The organism is Pseudomonas duriflava, from assembly GCF_007830155.1.
GTDB classification, from domain to species: Bacteria; Pseudomonadota; Gammaproteobacteria; order Pseudomonadales; family Pseudomonadaceae; genus Chryseomonas; species Chryseomonas duriflava.
Genome location: NZ_VLKY01000004.1, coordinates 347,033 through 367,532, shown reverse-complemented (window position 1 = coordinate 367,532; position 20,500 = coordinate 347,033). Strand labels below are relative to the sequence as shown.

General features: G+C 55.7%; 17 protein-coding genes. 9 read left to right on the top strand and 8 right to left on the bottom strand.

What is annotated here, in order from left to right; genetic code table 11:
* Positions 1-43: 43 nt before the first annotated feature.
* Positions 44-349, bottom strand: a complete 306-nt coding sequence (locus tag IQ22_RS08115) for an NIPSNAP family protein (protein WP_145140640.1) — start codon at positions 347-349, stop codon at positions 44-46.
* A gap of 322 nt (positions 350-671) precedes the next feature.
* Positions 672-1,340 carry an aspartate/glutamate racemase family protein gene (locus IQ22_RS08110; RefSeq protein WP_145140639.1) on the bottom strand — a complete coding sequence of 223 codons (669 nt, stop codon included), beginning with the start codon at positions 1,338-1,340 and terminating at the stop codon, positions 672-674.
* A gap of 524 nt (positions 1,341-1,864) precedes the next feature.
* On the opposite strand from IQ22_RS08110, the gene IQ22_RS08105 reads away from it, so the two are divergent.
* From IQ22_RS08105 to IQ22_RS08095, 3 genes are all read left to right on the top strand, one after another.
* The gene (locus IQ22_RS08105; RefSeq protein WP_208733619.1) at positions 1,865-2,536 is read left to right on the top strand and encodes a haloacid dehalogenase type II; all 672 of its coding nucleotides are present in this window, start codon (positions 1,865-1,867) and stop codon (positions 2,534-2,536) included.
* Positions 2,537-2,677: 141 nt separating this feature from the next.
* Positions 2,678-2,956, top strand: a complete 279-nt coding sequence (locus tag IQ22_RS08100) for a DUF3509 domain-containing protein (protein WP_145140638.1) — start codon at positions 2,678-2,680, stop codon at positions 2,954-2,956.
* 116 nt (positions 2,957-3,072) lie between these two features.
* On the top strand, positions 3,073-3,486 hold the full coding sequence (locus IQ22_RS08095; protein WP_145140637.1) for a hypothetical protein: 414 nt from the start codon (positions 3,073-3,075) through the stop codon (positions 3,484-3,486).
* Positions 3,487-3,779: 293 nt separating this feature from the next.
* On the opposite strand, the gene IQ22_RS08090 is transcribed toward IQ22_RS08095, so the two are convergent.
* A complete protein-coding gene (locus tag IQ22_RS08090; protein ID WP_208733618.1) occupies positions 3,780-4,040 on the bottom strand; it encodes a DUF3509 domain-containing protein in 261 nt (86 codons plus the stop codon).
* Positions 4,041-4,257: 217 nt separating this feature from the next.
* Positions 4,258-4,500: a glutaredoxin family protein gene (locus IQ22_RS08085; RefSeq protein WP_145140676.1), complete on the bottom strand. Its 243-nt coding sequence runs from the start codon at positions 4,498-4,500 to the stop codon at positions 4,258-4,260.
* 133 nt (positions 4,501-4,633) lie between these two features.
* On the opposite strand from IQ22_RS08085, the gene IQ22_RS08080 reads away from it, so the two are divergent.
* The 6 genes from IQ22_RS08080 (at position 4,634) to IQ22_RS08055 (ending at position 10,631) form a co-directional block, all read left to right on the top strand.
* The gene (locus IQ22_RS08080; protein WP_145140635.1) at positions 4,634-6,589 is read left to right on the top strand and encodes a monovalent cation:proton antiporter family protein; all 1,956 of its coding nucleotides are present in this window, start codon (positions 4,634-4,636) and stop codon (positions 6,587-6,589) included.
* Positions 6,590-6,687: 98 nt separating this feature from the next.
* Entirely contained in the window at positions 6,688-7,068 is a 381-nt protein-coding gene (locus tag IQ22_RS08075) for an ElaB/YgaM/YqjD family protein (protein WP_145140634.1), read from the top strand.
* Between the two features lie 19 nt (positions 7,069-7,087).
* Positions 7,088-7,483, top strand: a complete 396-nt coding sequence (locus tag IQ22_RS08070; RefSeq protein WP_145140633.1) for a phage holin family protein — start codon at positions 7,088-7,090, stop codon at positions 7,481-7,483.
* The gene (locus IQ22_RS08065; RefSeq protein WP_145140632.1) at positions 7,480-7,836 is read left to right on the top strand and encodes a hypothetical protein; all 357 of its coding nucleotides are present in this window, start codon (positions 7,480-7,482) and stop codon (positions 7,834-7,836) included. The genes IQ22_RS08070 and IQ22_RS08065 overlap by 4 nt, the downstream gene beginning before the upstream one ends.
* Before the next feature lie 178 nt (positions 7,837-8,014).
* Positions 8,015-9,187, top strand: coding sequence for an EAL domain-containing protein (locus IQ22_RS08060; protein ID WP_145140631.1), 1,173 nt, complete (start codon positions 8,015-8,017; stop codon positions 9,185-9,187).
* Between the two features lie 112 nt (positions 9,188-9,299).
* Positions 9,300-10,631, top strand: a complete 1,332-nt coding sequence (locus IQ22_RS08055) for a deoxyguanosinetriphosphate triphosphohydrolase (RefSeq protein WP_145140630.1) — start codon at positions 9,300-9,302, stop codon at positions 10,629-10,631.
* Positions 10,632-10,671: 40 nt separating this feature from the next.
* Here the strand turns inward: IQ22_RS08055 and IQ22_RS08050 are convergent, their stop codons facing one another.
* Genes IQ22_RS08050 through bcsA form a run of 4 tightly spaced genes read right to left on the bottom strand, consistent with a single transcriptional unit; the run spans position 10,672 to position 20,498 of the window.
* Complete coding sequence (locus tag IQ22_RS08050) at positions 10,672-11,694, bottom strand: family 8 glycosyl hydrolase (RefSeq protein WP_145140629.1); 1,023 nt, start codon at positions 11,692-11,694, stop codon at positions 10,672-10,674.
* Entirely contained in the window at positions 11,684-12,145 is a 462-nt protein-coding gene (bcsD, locus tag IQ22_RS08045) for a cellulose biosynthesis protein BcsD (RefSeq protein ID WP_145140628.1), read from the bottom strand. Before bcsD ends, IQ22_RS08050 begins: the two co-directional genes overlap by 11 nt.
* Positions 12,145-16,104, bottom strand: coding sequence for a cellulose biosynthesis protein BcsC (locus IQ22_RS08040; protein WP_158635416.1), 3,960 nt, complete (start codon positions 16,102-16,104; stop codon positions 12,145-12,147). The genes bcsD and IQ22_RS08040 overlap by 1 nt, the downstream gene beginning before the upstream one ends.
* 17 nt (positions 16,105-16,121) lie before the next feature.
* Positions 16,122-20,498, bottom strand: coding sequence for a UDP-forming cellulose synthase catalytic subunit (gene bcsA / locus IQ22_RS08035; protein ID WP_145140626.1), 4,377 nt, complete (start codon positions 20,496-20,498; stop codon positions 16,122-16,124).
* Positions 20,499-20,500 lie beyond the last annotated feature (2 nt).

Sequence of the window (20,500 nt, the reverse complement as noted above, 5' to 3'; positions counted from 1 at the left end):
GCCGCGATGGCCAACGCGCCTGAAGGACAGATGCCCGTATGCGTTACTCAAGCACAGGGCGGAGAAAGCTCCTCTCGTAGCTCACTATGAATTTCAACTCAGACGATTCCTCCACCAAACGCACACACTCAGGATCGCATGCGGCTTCCTGACGATATCGCTCATAGTCGGCAAGGTTTGCGAAGCTAAAGAGGCAATATGCGACGTTATTTGCTCCCTCAGCCGGCAGGAAGTATCCGTGATGCTGGCCACCTAGGCGGGTTACCGCTGCAATCCATGAACGCGAATAACGTTCAAACGCGTCAATTTGATAGGGATCGATAATGTATCGGACATGGCAAGTGATCATGAAATCGTTCCTTGACTGAGGGGTTATTCTAGGGGAAGCCGGCGACCGGTCAAATGGGACCCGCAATCGACTAAAGCGGATCATGGTTCCAGAATTTCGCTTTCAGTACCGGACTCATCGTCGGCAGATCGATTCCTACAATAGTGACTTCTAGAATCACCAGGAGCTATGGGTTGGTAGCTGCCGCTTGCGAAGATCCGCTTTGGACGAAAGCGGATCTTCGATGATGATACCCCTTAGCTAAATAGTGCCTAATGGTGTAGATACTGTCATCATCCTGCCGTGCGGACTGAAGTTCGCCAATGCAGCAAAAATTAGCATTTCAGTTCATCCCCAATCGCGCAATTTCTGCTGCGTGAACCAATGCACAGTCTACAAGGGTATAGGGATAACTGGATTTATCGAACGCAAGAAATAGATCGGTACCGCCCAATACTATTGCCTGGGCGCCTTGTTCGCTGACTAGCCGCACTGCCGCGTTTTCAAAATAAGTCCGTTGTTCGTCGGTTGCTTTTCCGCTAACGGCCATGGAAACGTAATGCGCGTGCGCTTCTCCTAATTCGTTCTCCGCGACTGTGAGCACGTCTACACCCTCAAGACCATATAATCTGGACTGCATGACAGCGCGCGTGCCAAGTACACCAACCTTTGTGATATTTTCTTTAGTAAAGTAAGCGTGAAGGGCGGAAATTGCGTTGATAATGGGAAGACTCGAAATAGATTCTAACTCTTCGATGCAGAAGTGTCCTCCCATCGATGTCACCGCAACAGCTTCGCATCCAGCAGCTCTTAGCTGATCGATATATCTGGAGAAAATAGCTGCCTGAGCTTTTTGGTTCCCAGCTTCCAGGTTGTTCACCATTTCCCGAGCATCGGCGTTGGCAATCGTAAGGTCCAGCTTTCGATTTTCTTTGGCATACAGGCTTACAAGGGCCCGGTAGTAGAATTCAGTCGCCGCTGGGCCAATGCCACCAATCAATCCAATATGCATCACTCATCCCTGTCTTAGCCGTTCGGCTCACTATAGCAGTTTGCCGAGGCGGTAAAACACTGATGGTCACGCATTAGCAGCTTGTCTCAATGAAGGGCAGCTAAGGGTCGATTCTGTTGAAAAAGTCGACTTTTACGGACACGTGTTGTCAGCAGGTCGAAAAGCGCTCGATTTTCGCATTGCTATGTAAAATCCGATGCATCTCTGCCTTTTGAGCGAATTAGATTTCAACGTCGCTCACCTTCTTTCATAGGCGAGCGTCGCAACGGGACTTTTTCAACAGAATCGGTCGATAGCGGCCTTCCGAATCGCGATCTCCCGGGCTTCGTGTGGCTTGCGATGGCTGGAAAAGCACTGTTCACGGAAAATAGGATGAAACTTTAACCTAATCGCAAAGCTGGTTAGCAACTCAGTTACTAGACTCCAAGGCTGCAACGGGATGAAACTTTATTTGCCTCCCACACCAAGACGCAACCTGCTGTTTCCATCATGGTCCATGCTTGATACCCCTTAGGATGATGGCCATGACCTGCTGCCTGTTTGATGTCAATGAAACCCTTTTGGACCTATCCGGCCTCGATGCAGTATTTCTGCAAATTTTTGGCTCTTCTACAGCACGGCACGCCTGGTTTGCCCAGACCCTTCAGAATGCCCTGGTTTCGGTGATTACTGGACCTTACATCCCGTTTGAGGAAGCCGGACAGGCTGCTTTGACCATGCAGGCGCAGCGTGAAAACATCCAACTCAGTGAGGCCGACCGCCACAGTGTAAAGAGTGCGCTGCGCATGCTGCCGGCTCATGCCGATGCCCTGCCTGCCCTTAAGCGCCTGCGCCAGTCCGGCGTACGTCTGGTAGCTCTGACCAACAACGCCCGAGAGTTGGCCGAACTTCAGCTCACAGCCGCTGGCCTGCGTGATCAATTCGATGAAGTGCTTTCCGCCGAAGCGGCCCATACCCTGAAACCAGCCGCGCCGGCTTATCTCCAAACCGCCAAGACGCTGGCCTTGCCCCCCGACCAGCTTTGGCTGATAGCCGTTCATGCCTGGGATATTGCAGGAGCCCAACGGGCAGGGCTGCGGACCGCTCTGGTAATGCGTGATCGCCTGCAAGTACCCAGCCCTTTAGCGCCACCCACGGTACAAGGCGCTGACCTTACCGCTGTGGCAGAACAGATTTTGACCATAGAAAAAGGCTGATAGACGCAAAAAACGATTAATACGATGCAAGAAATGAGGAGTTTTGCTCATCTGTCAGCTTCATAAAAAAAACGTGAAACTTTGCGAGCATGACCTGGGTCAATGACAGCGTGACGGTTTGATGGCAATCAGGTGACGCGTATGAGTAATCCCTTTCAAGTTATCGCTTCGGCATTCGAAGCCGACTATCGCGTCAATTTCCGCATCGAACGCATGGATGGAAGCGTTACTCTGACGCTATCTGATGAGTCCGGCGTCAAGGTACGCCGCCTGATCACCAAGGAGCAACTGCACACGCCTAAGAAACTGGATCGTGTTATTGACAGCATCCGTCTAGGCATGGCTATCGACAATGGCCGTGGTGTCCCTGAGCTTCTTGCCTCTTTGTCACCTTATAAAACGTACTCTCTCCCCAACTGATCGGTTGCTTTATGCCTTTGCCTACCGGCAACGGTCGTATTTCTTTGGTAGATCTCAGAAATACGGTCCTTGCGTCGCCGCCTGCCTCGACGCCTGCAATGCCGGCTTCTCAAAACATGTCTGTTGCCCCCGCGTTGGCAATGGCCACGGTTACAGAGCCCCTGTCTCTATTGGGCTCGACAGCGTCTTCCTCTACTTATGCCGCTGCGTGTGATCAATTAGCCGAAGCCCTCGCCCCCCTTCAGGTCTGGCCCACGATTCCCGACCGGCAGGAGGCCTTCACCTTTAGCGTGCTTGACCTCTATGGACGCGTTGCCTATCGCTCCTTGCGTTTACGCCGTGTCCAATACAGCGACCCGGCTTTTCTCAACAGAGTAATCCTCGCCGCCCAACGTGCCTTGGCGAGCCAGGGCCTCGAGTTTCCCGCCTGGACCGATGCCATCGAAAAGCCGCACAACTGCTCTGCGGTGAGCACCGACGATCTCTCTCCGCCCTGCCAAACCTGCCGTCTGATGCCGTGCAAATTCTGAGTCGCTACACGATACATCGTGCTGGCCGTCTCGTTTCATACCCGCCTCTTGACCCCCTGGTTTTGAAAAACATACAGGGCTTGAAGGCCAGCGAGACTGAGTAACCTAGGCGCGGTAAAAAACTTTCAAGAGACTTTGTCGGACTGGCTTAATCGAATTGTGATTAAGAACATACAGGCCGTTTACAGCTTTCAAGGCAAGACAAACAGAGGACATAAGAGGATGACTTACCGGCAGACCAGACGTCTGCCGGACAACAAGTCGCTAGCCAGAAAAGGCCAGTTTATAGCGGCTTACTCGGCGTAACGGACTACCGTGGCGCCAGTCTTGCGTAAGGTCGCTAGGCACTGCGGTGCCAGCGCTCCGGCACGTAAGGATACATCCTTACGCATATCGTCAATCACGAGCTGGAGCGCCTTGGGTTCGCTCAGTTGCCGAGCCGTGATCACGCGGGTTATGTGCGCATCGCTGCCAGTATCCTTGACACACAGCACAACACTACCATCAGGCCGCGGGTTCGTTACTGTGCAGTCATAGTCGGAAAAGGCAGACATAAGTCTTTCAGTAGCGCTATTCATCATTCCCCCATTCTTTTAAATATTTTTGAATTTTGTGAATGCGAGAAAGAAGACAGTGACCCAAACAGCAGAGTTCATAAGAAAAGCTTGAATTTCGGCAAAAAATGCAACCAATGCCGCGAAAATAACGGCATCGTGCCATCACCCCATCAAAAGATAGCGGCATTCCGGGAAGAAACAGATAGAAATGTTATTAGCCAGCCGTAAGAAAGGCAGCAACCTGTTGGCTGTCGAAAGGCCAGTCAAGCTCGCGGCCATCAGCGATCAACCGTAGAACCGGTATACGTAAACCGTACCGGGCGACGCCCTTATCAAGCGTCACGATGTCTACGCGCTCAACCAACAAGCCATGTTCTATGAATGGCACTAAGACCGCCTCGGCATCTCGGCACAGTGAGCAAGCCTCGGTAACTAGCAACTGACAGTGAGGCGCCATGACCAAAACTCCATGACCCATGGGTATCCACTTAGTATGGACGATACCCGTACGAATGCTTTCTTGATGTGGCTCAGGTTGTCCAAAGGGCACTGATTTACACTGAGGGTATTTGGGCTCAACGAGGCACGCGGTGTTTATTGATCTTCTTCTTATGTTGGCTGCTTCCCTGGCAGTCATCGCCCTTATGCGCCGTATTGGCCTGCCTGCCCTACTCGGTTATTTGTTCGTGGGGCTTGCCTTGGGGCCTAATGCCCTGGGCTGGGTTAAACCCGACGAGTCGCTGCCGCTGATAGCAGAAATGGGCGTGGTGTTTCTTTTGTTCATGCTTGGCCTGGAGTTCTCATTACCTCGGATGCTGGCCTTGCGTCGGGTCGTGTTCGGCCTGGGCAGTTTGCAAATCCTGCTATGCAGTGTGCCGCTGGCCCTCTTGCTAGGTCTGTTTGGGGCAAGCCCGACTACGGCCATCATATTGGGTATGGGTTTGTCACTTTCGTCGACAGCTATCGTGACCCGTGAGCTTTCTACGTTGGGTGAGGTACTTACGCCCCATGGGCAGAACACTATTGGTGTCCTGTTGTTTCAGGATGTGGTCGCGGTACTGTTGCTTACGCTAGTTCCGGTATTTGGCAACGACGGTACGGTCGTTTGGTATTGGGCACTGCCTCTAACCTTGGGCAAGACGGCCCTACTGTTCATTACATTGGTGGTTGCCAGCCGCTGGTTACTGCCCCCGCTTTTTCGTGAGATTGCCAGTTCGCGTTCGGCCGAACTGTTTTTACTGTTGGCCTTGCTGATTGTTTTTCTCACCGCCTGGCTCACCCACCTGATGGGGCTATCCATGGGGTTCGGCGCGTTTCTGGCCGGCATGCTGTTAGGTGAAAGCCGCTACCGGCATCAGGTAGAGGCTGACCTGCGTCCGTTTCGGGATGTCCTGCTCGGTCTGTTCTTTATCAGCGTAGGCATGCTCATCGATATCCAGGTATTGATTCGACAGCCCGGCTTTGTCATGGCCTTAGTCGTTGCTTTGGTGATAGTGAAATTCGCTATCGTCGCCCTGCTTGTTCGCTGGCGCTTCGGCAATACGTCAACAGCCTGGCGCACGAGTATAGCTTTAGCCCAGGGCGGAGAGTTCTGTTTTGCCCTGGTTGCCCAGGCCAAGGGCGCCGGATTGGCAGACGAAGCGTTTTCTGGCGCCCTGCTGACAGCCGTTTTCCTTTCCATGATGCTGGCACCCGTACTTCTTCGAAACGCCTCGGGCGTTGCCCAGCGCCTGCATAAACATACGACCAATGCGCCTGTCGATATTGCAGCGGCAACGGCAACGATCAGCAACCATGTTGTTCTTTGCGGCTTTGGCCGGGTCGGTCAGTCTATTGCCCGTTTGTTGGCCAAGGAATCCATTCCCTATGTAGCTCTGGACAACGACCCTATACGTGTTCAGGAAGCGCTCGGTATCGAGGCCAATGTGCATTACGGTGACTCGTCTCGCGCCGAACTGCTCGACGCCGTAGGTATTCAACGTGCACGTCTGCTCGTGGTCGCGGTGAACGATCCAACCCATGCGCTGGGCATCGTTCGCCTGGCACGCCAGCAGTGTGCCGAGCTGCCTATCCTGGTACGTACGCGTGATAGCAGCTTGAACGCAGACCTGCGAGCCGCCGGCGCTAGTGCCGTAGTACCCGAACTTCTGGAGTCTAGCCTGATGCTGGGCTCTCAGGCCCTGTTACTTTTAGGATTACCCGAGCGGCATGTCCAGGCCCGGATCGACGAGATCAGGCGCGAACGTTATCGGCTGCTGCAAGGCTATTACCAGGGCGCCCAGGCCGAGGTATTGGACGCCCATCGTACCAGTCGGGTGCTCCTGCACGTTGTGCAATTGCCGGAACACGCCTATGCCGTAGCCCGAACACTGGCTGAGTTGAACCTGCACCGAATGAATATTGATATCGAAACGATCCGGCGAGACGAGATCGATCTCGAACTCACCGAGGAACTCCAACTCATGCCCGGCGATACCGTCTTGCTCAAAGGTACTGTAACGGCTCTGGAGCAGGCCGAGGCTTGCTTACTGGCCGGTATGGGTTAAGAAGAGATGCGTGTAAACGGAACCTTTGCCGTCTGGCCAGGCTCGAAACCGCTGAAGCAAATCACTCATCTTTTCTATTAGTGCTAAGGAGTCTCGTTATGACAATGGAAAGCACGCTCCCTCCTTCCCGTGACGATGAACAGTCATCCGGTACTGACAAGCAGACCCATCGTGAGCACCTGCACGAAGCGCAGGATGCCTTGAGCGCTGAATTCGCTACGTTGATTGCCGATGCAGAAAAGCTGCTCAAGCATACCGCCTCCTCGGCCAGTAGCCAGGTCGAAGAACTGCGCAGCCGGCTGAACGAAACGCTGGGGCGCACCAAAGAAGCCATGATGTCCAGGCAGAGCTCTGTCAGTGACCAAAGCCGCGCTGCCCTTGAGGCCACTGAAGACTATGTAATCGAGCACCCCCTGAAAGCGGTCGGCATCGCTGCCGGCATCGGCTTTGTTGTAGGACTGCTTTTCTCCCGCCGCTGAACCATAAGGAGAGGGACGAATGGATGTTACTCCGCCGACTTCCCATGAACCTTTGGATGAGGCGCCAAAGCCTTCCTTGAAACGTATGGCCAGTGCTGCCGTAGGTCTTGTCCAAAGTCATCTGGAACTCCTCGGTATCGAGGTTCAGGAAGAAAAGGTCCGCACGTTCAAGCTGTTTCTCCTGACAGGACTAAGCCTGATTTTTGGCCTGTTGGTCTTGGTGGGGCTGTCGGCGGCCGTCATCATTGCGTTTTGGGACACTCACCGCCTGTTGGCCACGCTATTACTGTCCGGGGCCTATGCTATTGCCATGGGGCTCTGCGTCTTGAAAGCGCTCAGCCTGATCAAGGGTAATCCTCCCTTCCACGCCACGCTTGAAGAGTTGGCCCGCAACCGGGAGCGCCTCCTGCCATGAACCAGCCATTGACTGCTGCCGTCGAGCGAGACAAGCGCAAGCAAATGGTGCGCCTACGCATGGAGCTGTATCGTCAGCAGCTTCTTTACAATGCCCAACCGCTGCATAACCCGTTGGGTATGCTCAAGGAAACGTTTCGCCCCAAGGAGGCCCTGACCCAAGGGAAAGGCCCCATGGTCATGGGCCTGACCCTGCTATTGACCTTATTTGGCAAGCGCCTGGGCTCCGTTGGCCGCCTGGCTCGTCTGGGCTTGGCAGTGTACCCCTTTGTGCGCCGCTTCCAGGCGGTCCGCCAGCAGCATCTGCACGAACAGCAACAGACCGCTTCTCGTCGTTATCGTCCTTATTCTTGATCGGCAGTTGCAGAACGTCAGCCTTCTAGAAAGAAGTCTATGGAAATGGCGCAGGGAGGCGCCAACCTTGACTACCTTGATAGACGGTCATGTTGGCCGCCTTTTTGCCAGAGGATTGCGACAACGTTAATGATCAGGTGCGTCTAGTGATAGGTATGTTCCGCGTAGGGGTCACGCTGTGATAATCGGATCCCCACTTGCTTTTTTCCAACCATTCATCGATACCGCTACAGGACGTATCGCCGGGGTCGAAGCGCTAGGCCGGTTGCGCCAGGAAGACGGCTCTTATGAATCGGTAGGTCCGCTGTTTTTCAACCCTAAAATTCCATTGTTCGATCTGCGACGCCTCGATCGTCTTATCCGCGAGGATGCCTTGCAGCACTTCCACGGCGCGCCAGCGGACTGGTTTCTCAGCTTAAACATCTCGCCCCGCTGGATTAGTCGGCTTAAGCCCGGCCAGCAGCTGCCTAGCCTGAAACAGCTTGAACGATATGCCATTGACCCACGTCGAGTAGTATTCGAGATTACCGAGCTCTCCGGTAATCAAACGCGCCTGCTGGAGGTGGTCAACCTCTATCGCGAAGCAGGAGCCCGTATTGCTATTGATGACTTCGGCGCAGGCTATTCTCAACTCGATCGCGTTCTGGATCTGCAACCCGATATTCTGAAACTGGACATGCGTCTGTTCCAGGCTGCTGCCCGTGGCGGCCCAAGCAGCGAACTGGTGAAGGCTCTCGCCATCATGGCGGAAAAGACGGGATGCTGGATTATTGCAGAAGGCGTCGAAACTGAAGAGGAACTGAGCTTTGCACTGGAATGTGGCGCACGCTACGTACAAGGCTTCCTTTTTGCGCAGGGTACACGGGACTTTCACCCCGCCGAAACGCATGTCGACCGCTTCGCCGAACTACGGGCCCACTATGTCCAGCACAAACTGACGGAGCGTGAGCAGATGATGAGTCTGCGTCAGGAGCTGGCCCGCTTCGTCCAGTCGATACGGCCCTGGGCCGAAAGCAAAGCTACCCTTAGCGCCTTGCCACTGCCTCACGACTACCCCTGGCTGCTACGTATCTATCAGTGCGACCGCCATGGCACGCAAATCAGCCCCAACCTGGAATGGAACGGCATGTTCTGGCAGGAGAATCGTCGCTATCTGAACCATAACTGGTCCTGGCGCCCGTATTTTTACAGCTTGCTCGCCGAAGGTTGGCAGGAGCGTCGGTTGAACGTGTCCAATGTCTACCGGGATGCTACTACCAACCAGTACTGCATAACGGCCGGTCAGTTCATTCATAACGGCGAAAGGCTTCTTCTGGTCGACATCGACGCTTCGTGCCTGCCCGGGTTCTGACCTCCTCCGATTTCAGGCGTCGAACAGGCGTTATCTGCATATTGCAGTAACGCTCGACAGGCCAGTCCTGCTAGGGTTGTTGCTATATCCTTTTGATACCGCGAGGTAGTCCTTGGACTGGCAAACACTTCTTACCCGTGAACGCCTTGGCAAGGCGGTGCACAGCAATGCAGAGCTTGGGCGGAGCCCCTTCCACAAGGATCACGACCGAATCATCTTTTCCGGTGCATTTCGCCGCCTGGGCCGTAAGACACAGGTTCATCCTGTCAGCAGCAACGATCATATCCATACGCGCCTGACCCACAGTTTGGAAGTCAGCTGTGTTGGCCGCTCCCTAGGCATGCGTGTGGGTGAGATGCTCCGTGATCAGTTACCTGACTGGTGCGAGCCAAGTGATATCGGCGTCATTGTACAGTCAGCCTGCCTGGCCCATGACATTGGTAATCCACCGTTTGGCCACTCTGGCGAGGATGCTATTCGCTACTGGTTCTCCCAGGCAACCTCGCGTGGTTGGCTGGACGACATGACCGAAGCCGAGCGGGACGATTTCTTGCATTTTGAAGGTAACGCCCAAGGCTTTCGTTTGCTGACTCAGCTTGAGTACCACCAGTTCGACGGCGGTACGCGGCTGACCTATGCCACCCTGGGCACTTACGTGAAATATCCCTGGACGTCTCGCTACGCCGAGGCTCCCGGTTACAAAAAGCACAAGTTTGGCTGCTACCAGAGCGAGCTGCCCATACTGGAGCAAATTGCCGACAAACTAGGCCTTCCGTTACTAGGTGAACAGCGCTGGGCACGCCACCCTCTGGTTTATCTCATGGAAGCCGCCGATGACATTTGCTATGCCTTGATCGACCTGGAAGACGGCTTGGAGATGGACCTTTTAAGCTATGGTGAAGTAGAGGCGCTGCTACTGGGGCTGGTAGGCGACGACCTGCCTGATACCTATCGCCAGCTTGGCCCAAAAGATTCCCAACGCCGCAAACTTGCCATTTTACGTGGCAAGGCCATTGAGCATCTGACCAATGCGACCGCCCAGGCATTTGTAGAGCAACAAGACGCCTTGCTTGCCGGCACACTAGAGGATGATCTGGTTGAGCACATGGACGGACCGGCCAAACGTTGCGTCCAGCGCGCCAAGGCCATGGCCCGGGAAAAGATTTTTCAGGACAAGCGCAAGACGCTGCATGAGATCGGCGCGTATACCACACTGGAGATCTTGCTCAACGCCTTTTGCGGTGCCGCACTGGAACAACATCGCGGCCAGGAACTCTCCTTTAAGCACCGGCGTATTCTCGATCTGCTGGGCAATAACGCACCGGACCCAAGCTGGTCCCTGTATCACGCGTTCCTGCGTGTGATCGATTTCATTGCAGGCATGACTGACAGCTACGCCACAGAAATGGCCCGAGAAATGACCGGACGCTCAAGCCCTGTCTGAAAGAACATCAGCCGCCACCTATAGGCTGGCGGCTGATAACTCAGGACACGTCTGCCGTACAGGCCCCTTGGGCAAGCTGGCTAAGCATCAGAAGCGAAGACGAGTAATAGTCTTCCTTTAGCAGTGTGTCACGCTGCAGCGGTAGCGGCTGCCCGTCTACCAAGGCGCGAATCCCCAGCACGCCCCACGAGGTAGGATAAGGCGCTGCCTCACGGCTATAGACATCAACCCAGGCCGGCGGTGAAGCGTCTTTCCGGCTGTGCCAGAAATGCTGGATGGCAGACCACTCTCCATTCTGACCGATTCCAGCCCATGTACCGTAGAGAGGAATGCGCACGGCATCAAAGCCGAACCGTGGCGGCCATCCCTGCGCTGGCTGCAAATGCCCCTTGACGGTAAGCGTGACCCAATCCGTGGGCAGCCGGCTCTCGCCAAACTGTGCTGTTTTGAGCAGGCGCTGTCCATCATTGAACAGAGTGCGCCATGGGCCGGCTGGGTCGACACGTGCAAACGCCTGCAAGGCCGGAAAGATCCAATATGAAAGATTAACCACTGTATCGCCGTCGCGACTGAAACCTTCCAGACCAGGCAGCAATACTGTATAGCCTTTACGAGTGACAACCAGGTGCGTCGCAATGCTCTGCCGAATCCCAGCGGCTGCCCTGGTATACCTGGCGTCGCTCCACTGCTCGCCCGCTCGCAGTAAAGCCCAGGCAATAAGCAGGTCACCATCAGTAGCATTGTTGCGATCGGCTATAGCTGGGGTTGCCTGAGGGTCGTATTTCCAGGAAAACAGCTGATCCTGGCGGCGAAGTGTCTGCTTTGTCCACTGCCAGAGACGGTCGAATGCCTTCCGGTCGCCTGCAGCCTCGGCCATCAAAAGTGCATAGCCCTGCCCTTCCGAATGGCTGATGCCCTTGTTACCCGTGTCAACCACTCGCCCCTCGGGCGTCACGAAACGCTCTCGATACAGCGCCCAGCCTTCCTGACAGCTTACAACGTCGGCAGCCTCCGCCAGAGGCAGTCCTGCTATCAGCAGGCCAAACAGCAATTTAACTTGCACAGCGGAACACCAACGCACCGGACAGATTTTCTACCAGGCGCACCTGTAACCGTGTTTCCTCTCCCTGTGCTTGAAAAAGGCTTTCATACAGCCCTTCCAGAACGGCGCTGATACTTTGCGTCCATTGCTCAGAGGCCTCAAGAACCGGATAAGCCCCATGGGTAATTTCGATCCCCTGCCCTTGTAGAGTGAGTCGTACCCATCCCCAGTCCATGGCGCGCCACTGCTCGTTAAGCGTTGCTTCCAGCGCTTCAAGGGTAGGTTGTTCGGCCAGTCCCAAGGTGTCATGCAGACGGCTACCAACGAGGCGCAAAAAGCCTTGGGCATCTGCACTGCCTGCCGACCGGTACATTTCACCAATCAAGATCAGGATGAATTTGCTCCATTGCCCTTGTCCGCGGCACTCCATGAAATACGCGAGAGTGGCCTGTTCAATATCCTTGGGCTGCATTACGGCAGGTTCTCCAGGTTGTGTTTCAGATAGATTTGCCCAGTGGTCTCGGAGTAATCGCCAAATGTATCGTAGCTGACGGCGCCGCCCACTTTGGTTTGCTTGCCCAGGCTGTATTCGAGCTTTGCCCCTGCGCTCAAAGCCAGGCCGCTGTCACTACTGCCCTTATATTTGGAAGCGCTCACATAGCCCTGCTGTTCAAGGAACGCCATTGCTGACTGAAGCCCCTGCTCGGTCGGGAAATAGTCTTCACTCGCCTGCGTAAAGGCCTGGAAGCCAGGCGCTGCATTGAGTTTCAGGTTCCATTTGCTGCCGTACTTAGCGGTATATTCGACAGGAAAGGAGACGCCTACGTAGTTCTCCGGACTGAAATAGCCCCCATGACCTAGCGTGTAACCGCTCAGGTTCTTGTCAAAACTGCTCCAGCCCAAGTGAATCCCAGTCTTCAGTTCCCGGTCCTGCTCGCGCACAGGTCTTACATAGGCTCCAGCATGCAGGCCCAAGGCTGCGTTATTGGCCACGTTGTCACCACGATAAAGATGATAGTTGCCGCCAACGTAGGCCCCGGTATCGCCATCGTCATAAGCGTATTCAGCCGTAACGCCCGTCTTGGTAACTCCACCCCAGCTCTTGCCGGTCAGCGGATCTTTGGTGCCTGCATACGACAAGACGCTATCGGTCACAGCTCGCCGTTCAACTCCAAGAGATAACTTTCCGTCCTCACCAATCTTGGGCGTCCACTTGAAGCCCCCTACGATGTTCTGCTTTTCGAACCCAAGCGGCGTACTACCAATATCACCCTGGAAACGTTCGTTTCGGAGCGCCACATTGAGCGCCACCCCCGAATCGGACTGGGAGCCCGGCGCATAAGGAGCGAGCAGCGTACTGGCTTTGTTATTAACAAGCTTATCCAGAAATGCTTGCCCTTGAGCACCTAAGGCATTGTTCTGATCTGCACTTAACAACTCATCGCGGACGCTCTGAGCGGCTTTAAGCCGATCTGCCGCAGTCATCGTAGTCGTACTGTAATTTACGCTTTCAAGGAAACGTGTCGTGACCTTGTCTTCGAAACTGAACGCAGCCTGCCGGTAGAGCGCACTTGTTCCAAAGCGGTTGGCCGTATCGCCCTCAATGGACCCAGCGCTGATAGAGACAGGCGTTACCGTTAAGTCGAGCCGGGTATTGCCAAACGGAACCAGGGAAAAGGCCAGCGGCGCATTGACTTCCGTCAGGCGGCTGAGCCCGGTATCGCCACCCCGTGCACGAATATTCATCCCTGCACTCATGACAGGCACCCTCTGCTCCTGCAGATCGGCGAGGGTACGCTGAATATCGATCAACAATGGATCCGCCGGTTGAAGCGCTACCTCACCCTGCTGACGCAAATATCCCGGCACTGCGGTATCTGCTCCGGCATCGGCCACCCTCAGCGGGACGGATACGTTACTTACGCTGTATTCCTTGCGGAACGGATTGCTTGGATCAAGCGGCGAAGAGCGTTCGCTCTGAACCAGACTCCTCCCTTGTGATAGCTGTTTACGCTGGGCAGCCTGGAGCAACCCTAAAGCATCACCTGTCCGCCCTTCCGCCTGAGCAATACGGGCTGACAGATACAACGATGTGGCGTCATCCGCTCGCCCGGAGCGCTTGAGAATAGCCGAGGCCCTCGCAGAGTCGTTTAAAGCGAGTGCTGCATTCACACCGCCTTTTACCGCATCCTCGTTGGTAGGCGTCTGGGTCAGTACATAGTCATAAACGGCCAGTGCTTCCTTGGGCATATGGCCACTGTCATACAAACGCCCCATGGCCAGCAGCAAATCCGGATCACGTGGTGACTGCGCAAGCGCAGCCATAAGCGTGTCGTAGGCGCCGGCCTTGTCGCCACGCTTGCGCAGCCAGTCCGCCTGATTGACGGCCAACCCGCGGCGCAACCCGACCAGACTGGCCTCATCAACCGCAGACAACCGGCCCCGACGCTCCAGTTGGTGTAACAAAAGATCGGCTTCGGCCGCCTGCCCCGCCTGACTCAGTACCGAAACGACCGGTACATAATGAGTGACCGGCTGACGGCCATCATCCCGCGCGAACCCTTGCACCAAGGTCAGGGCCTGGGCGATCTGCCCCATATCCGCCAGCGCCTGAGCGACGGCACCTCGTCCGGCCAGATCGGCCGGTGCGTTATCGTAAAGCTCACGGAGCGCCTGACGCGCCTGTATAGCATTGCCCGCGGCTACTACACGGCGTACTTGGGCGATCCGACTGTTGATTTCAGTACGTGAGACGAGCTGCATCATCTCAGGCGTACGAGCCGGCAAAGGGATGCGCTGAATATAACGCTGAGCATCTTCCCATCGTGCCTGTTCAATAGCGAAGACCGCAGCGGCATGCAAAGCCTCAGGATCGTTACGCTGCGTGTCGGGCGTCATCAGGGCCTGGGCTTGCACTGGGTCAGAATTATGCAGCAACCGTGCGTAGGCCAGTCGAATCCACGGACTGTTAGGCGCAACAGCCAAGGCCTGAGCGTAGAGTTTCAACGCCTGCTCGTTATTTCCGGCTACCGATGCCTTGCGGGCGCGCTCGCTCAGCGCCTGTGCTTCGACTTGCTCAAGACTGTCAGCCGCCTGCTTGGCCAGCGCAGGATTTTGTTTGAGTAAGGCCAGCGCTTCGGTCGTACGCTGCTGCATGACATAGCTGTTGTACAGGCCCAGGCCGGCAGCAGTGTCATTCGGACGTGCCTTTAGCAACGACTGATAAAGCGCTTCAGCCTCGGCTGCCTTGCTGTTACGCAACAGGATGTCGCCATAAAGCAGCTTGCCCGCCCGCCCTTGCTCACCGCTGGCTTGTGTCAGAGCGCGGCCTTGTTGCTCCGCCTCCATCAGGCGACCCTTATCTCGCAGATTGCGTACCGCTGCCAGTCGGCCATAGAAATCGGCCGTCCCGAGCGCCTCCGCCCAACGAGCGCGCTGAGTCGGGTCCAACTCACTGGCACGCTGCAGGCTGCGCTGTGCTGCCGTGTAGTCCTGTGCGCGTAATTGAATGATGCCCAGCCCGCCCCAGGCTTCGGCATCCTGCGGATTTTCCTGCAAGGCCTGCTGAAAGTGTCGTGCGGCAGTATCGAGCCGGCCGGCATTGAGGTCTTTAAAAGCTGCGGCGCGCATCTGGCCTTTTGCGTTATCGGCTTGCGTTTCAAGCGCCGCCTGAAAATGCTGTACCACATCGCTGTCGTCTGGATGGGCCTGGGCATAACGTGCATAGAGCGCTTGATCGCCCGGTTCCGCCCCTAGCCAGAGCAATGCCTGCCGCCAAGGCTTGCGCGCCTCGGGTGTGGCCACGGCTAATTCAGCCAACTGCACAATACCTTGTCGCCGCGTATCATCGCGGTAGGTTAGCGCCTCAGCCAAGGCCAGCCGTGCCTTCACATCCCCTGGCTTCTGCCGTACCTGCTGTTCAAGCCCTGCCCGTCCCTCATCCCAGTTCGCCTGAGTTCCGGACAGTGTTTGGTAATACTCGAGCGCAAGATCCTCAGGTGGAGGATTCCCCTGGAGCAGTGTCTTGTAACGGGTTACCGCCTCGTCTGTTTTTCCCGCCTGGGCCAACTGACGGATCTGGGGAAGCACGCTACGGTCCAGCGCCTGCGTTTTCACCTGATTCTGCAACGCCGCTATACGCGGACTGGCAGGATTCAAGCGTTGCAGACGTTGAAGCCACCCGTCATAGGCTGCTTTATCATTGTTCAGGGCCAGAAGCGCTTGTCGATACAGGACCTCCTCGGAGGATGGGTCCACTTGCAGGGCACGGTCCAGCGCCTGTCGCGCCATGTCGAGACGATTACGGTCCTGCCAAAAACTGGCCTGCTTCAACAGTACCTCTACGCCCTGCGCCGTCACGCCAGCCGCAGGCAGGTTAGCCTGTGCAAAGCCGCTCAGTGTGCAGATGATGGCAATTGATAAGGTTTTCATGGGGTACTTCAGCATGACTACTTCCCCTTGCTCAACCGCTCATGGGCACGCGCCTTGAGCAATGCGTGAAGTCCAATAGCGGCCAGCACGGCCGCCAACAGCAGCAGGCCCATTAGAACCAGAGGGCGCTCGCTGAATAACCAGCGTACATACATGAACCATGGCAGCTCGCCGTAGGTGAAGCGCTCGCCGGCACGAAAACTTTTCACCTCACCATCCGCCTCGAAAAGGGCCAGGTCACCACGAATGTTTGCGCTGTAATCCGGGCTGCCCAAGCGCGTAACTACGTCGGGCAAACTTTCGGCCTGACTGGCCAAGGCCATGACTACGACCCGCTTGGTGTTGAGCGGCGATTGCCGACTGACGAGCCCTTGGAAATCGCGATAACCGGCCAAGGTACGATCAGCTGCGTCTAGTTGGCGATCCCAATCACCTAGCAAGGTCGTTTTGAGCAGGCCGGACGTTGTTAACAGCTCGATACGTAGCTGCCCTTTATCCAGCGTGAACGACGAGCCCTGCAAAAGGGTATGCAGATCCAACCGCTCACCCAGTTGGCCTACGACCAGCCAGTCGCGATCGGCTACCTCTTGCAAACGAGCCGTCCCCAGCAGCACTCGCGCGCTAAGCACTGGATAGCCGGTAGCATCACCAAAGCGCCCCATCAGTTCGAGTAAGGCCTCGATTTCTGCAGGGCGAGGTGCAGCAGGCAAGATCAGTGCTGTTTGCGAAAGATCCGCCAGCCGCGTAAACGGAAAACCTGCACCGACAAAGAACGACAAGTTAGGCAGCTGGGAAAAATGCTGGGCGCCGCTCAGGTCAATAGACGAATCACCGTCAATATAGCTGTGCGCCTTGTCTGGCAGGACCAATGTGCAGTCCTCGGTATTACTGACCTGCTGGTTGTAATAAAACCCTAACTGGTTGTCGCCATAGATCAGATAAGGGGGGATCTCCACGACAGCATCTTCCTGACGGCTGGGGTGGCCCAGCCAGGTCTTCAGCTTTTCATAAAGGCCGGGCTTGAGCACCGAGACCGAGCTCAGATACTGCCCATTCAGAGAAATGTCCAGGCGAGAGCGACTGGCGTCATACCACTCCCCCTCAGGAAAGCGAAAGCGGATCCGCATGGGAATATTGTCGCCTTCCCACAGAAAATTATCCGGGGCAGCACGAAAGCCGATGTTAATGACGCCGGGAAACAGGTTGTCACTGGCCAGCTCTTCTGGATTGGCCAGGTCGGCGAAGAGGGTAACCGCATTGGAAAGCCAGCGGGGCGCGTCGTATGGCTGACGGGGAGGCACCGTGAATGATGACGCCATAACGCTCTCGCCTTTCAAGCGATCCGCGTGCAGCACCAGGTGCTGAGTGGCGATACGGACATCAGCGGCATTGCGGCCTAAAACCAATAGAAGCTTGCCTAGAGGGTCGCGTGGATTATCCACGAGGGCTAGCATCGGTCCGTTGATTTCAGGCAGCATTACGCCGTTGATGGGCGCGTCTGCCGTACCAATGAGCACAGCATTACCCAAGGGGATCTCGTTCAGGCTGACTGGAAACTCAGCGCCCCGGAAGCGCGCCTGTAGGCCAAACCATGACGCGATGGCGGCCGCGCTTTCCAGCACCCCGGTACTGGGGTTTTCAGGAAGAATGACCGGCAGCCGCAGACGACTCATGTCAGCTTCGTCGAAAAAAGGCGCAGGTAGCAGGCCCAGGTCTCGGGTGATTGGCAAGCGCTCGAGAGTTAACTCAAGACTGGATGTAGGGTCGATTCGTGCCCATAAGGAAGGATGCAAAGGATTTTCGCACTGCTGCGCATAATGAGCATCGAGGCGAAGATTCAGCCGGTTGTAAGGCAGTAATAAAAGCGGATTGACGGGAATATCTACTTCCATGCCCGACGAGGCACTGCGAACCAGAGCAATGCTCTGTACCGGCTCATCATTGATCGAAACCTCCAGCGTGCTGTTCTCGGCAATCAGCTTATCGGAGTAACTCAGGCGCAGATGCAGTACGGCGGCGGTTACTACCTGCTGGCGATTGATGGAAAACCCCACCCCCGCTTCGCCACGGCGCCCCTTAAGCATCAAGGCCTCCGATACACCCAGCTTGCTAAAGCCGATCGACTCAACCCTACTTGGCAACACTACCGCCGCTGCGGACGGACCGGCATCAGTACTCAGCGGAGGTAATGCTGGCAAAGGAGGTAGTAACGCCTCTTGAGCCTGAGCAGGCAAGGAAACGACGCACAGCACAGCAACAAGCAACAAGGCCGCAACCGGAGCTAGCTTCTGGAAAACCCACATGGCCTTGCTTGGCGCTCGCCTGGCGCGCGAGGCCCGCTTTGAGGGACGACGAACCAGCAAAGCGCCAGAACGGATCACGTTCCATAACGAGAGAAGAGGATTATCCTCCTTGACGGCATGACTCTTGATCCAGGCATCGGGCCGGCCCATGACGATACCGACCAAAGCCCGACGCTGGGTAATGCTGAGCGGCTTGTAGCGCAACTGTACGTAACCGTTCTGGGCATTGACCATGTCCGTATCTAGAATCAGCGCCGAATCTCCGTAAAGGATTTCGATCTGCTCGACCTGAGCGGACAGCTCGCTGCCTTTATAACGCAGGCGTGCGCCCCCCATCGAAATATCAACTGACTCGCTGTGAAGAACGCGTCCGTCCGCAAGGTACATCATGATGGGCATGCTGACTGCCAGGCGAACGGTTTGGCGAACCTGGCGTGTCTCCAACGCTGCCGCAATAGCGGCTAACAAAATCAGCATGTTGAAGACTGTCCAGCCGATATTGAGTATCAACGTGAACAAATCGGGACGAATCGCCTCGATCCATTGGTACTTGACGATGCCGAATACAATTCCGGCCAACAGGAAGCCCACCGTAATCAGATGAGGCTTGACCACTGGAAAGTCGAAGAAACCACGGTCCAGCAGATCCCCTTTATCCGTCACGTTGAACTTACCGCGCCGGGGATTGAACAAGGTATAGAGGGTTGGCTTGATCAGGTGAAAAGCCAATACCGTTTCGTAGATTTCCCCCCAGAATGAGTGCCGATGCTTTCCCTGGATGCGGGCGTTCGTCAGGATGGACAATACGAGGTGCGGCAAGGCATAGGCGAAAATTGTCTGTGCAGACGCGGCAATGATGTTCTGGCCCAACAGCAGGAAGGCCAGCGGCGAAGTCAAAAAGACAAACCGCGGCAGGGCGAACTGGAAATGCAACATGGCATTGAGGTAGCACAGCCGCTGTGGGAGCGCCAGGCCGCGGCCAAGCAACGGATTATCCAAACGAAATATCTGCGTCATGCCCCTCGCCCAGCGCATGCGCTGTCCTACATGAAGAGCCAGGCGCTCGGTAGCTAGACCGGCCGCCATGGGAACGCTGATAAACGCCGTATTCCAGCCCTTGCGCTGCAGCTTCAAAGCCGTGTGGGCGTCTTCAGTAACGGTCTCGACAGCAAAGCCACCGGTATCGTCCAGGGCACGGCGGCGAATGATGGCGCAGGAGCCACAAAAGAATGTGGCGTTCCACAGGTCGTTGCCTTTTTGGATCGGGCCGTAGAACAGCTCATCTTCACTCGGCACCTTGCCTTGCGTACTGAGGTTGCGCTCGAATGGGTCCGGTGAATAGAAATGGTGAGGCGTCTGAACCAGTGCCAATTTTGGATCATCAAGAAACTGCCCAACCGTCGCTTGCAAAAAGACCCGAGTGGTCACGTGATCACAATCAAAGATGCAGATCAGATCACCACTGGTTTTTGTCAGTGCATGATTGAGATTACCGGCCTTTGCATGATTGTTGTCCGGACGAATCAGATATCCCACGCCCGCTGCCGCCGCATAAGCGCCGAACTCAGGGCGACGGCCATCGTCGAGCACATAGATCTTAAGTTTGTCGGCGGGATAGTTCAGATTTTGCGCCGCCAGGATCGTATCCTGCACAACGCTCAGGCTTTCGTTATAGGTCGGAATATAAACGTCGACAGTAGGCCACAGCGCCGTATCAGCGGGTAACCGACTCGGCGTACGCTCGAGCGGCCAGGCGCTCTGGAAATACCCTAACAATAGAATAATCCAGGCGTAGACTTCGGCCAGATAGAGGCCGATTCCCAGCACCCATTCGACGCCATTACTGAAATGCAGCGTTTCCGTAGTTCGCCAATAGAGATAACGCGTCGACAAGGTGATCGAGATGACCACCAGCGTCAGCGTGATGTGAGGAGACGGGTTACGCTTGAGTACCATCGTGAACAGAATGGCCGCTATTCCTAGCAGCAACTGCATTGGGATACTCATGGGTACAAGTATGATCAACGCAAGGAGAGGTGCTGCCAGAACAACAAGCCCGCCTGCAGCGAGCTTTCCGACTCCAGATGTCATCC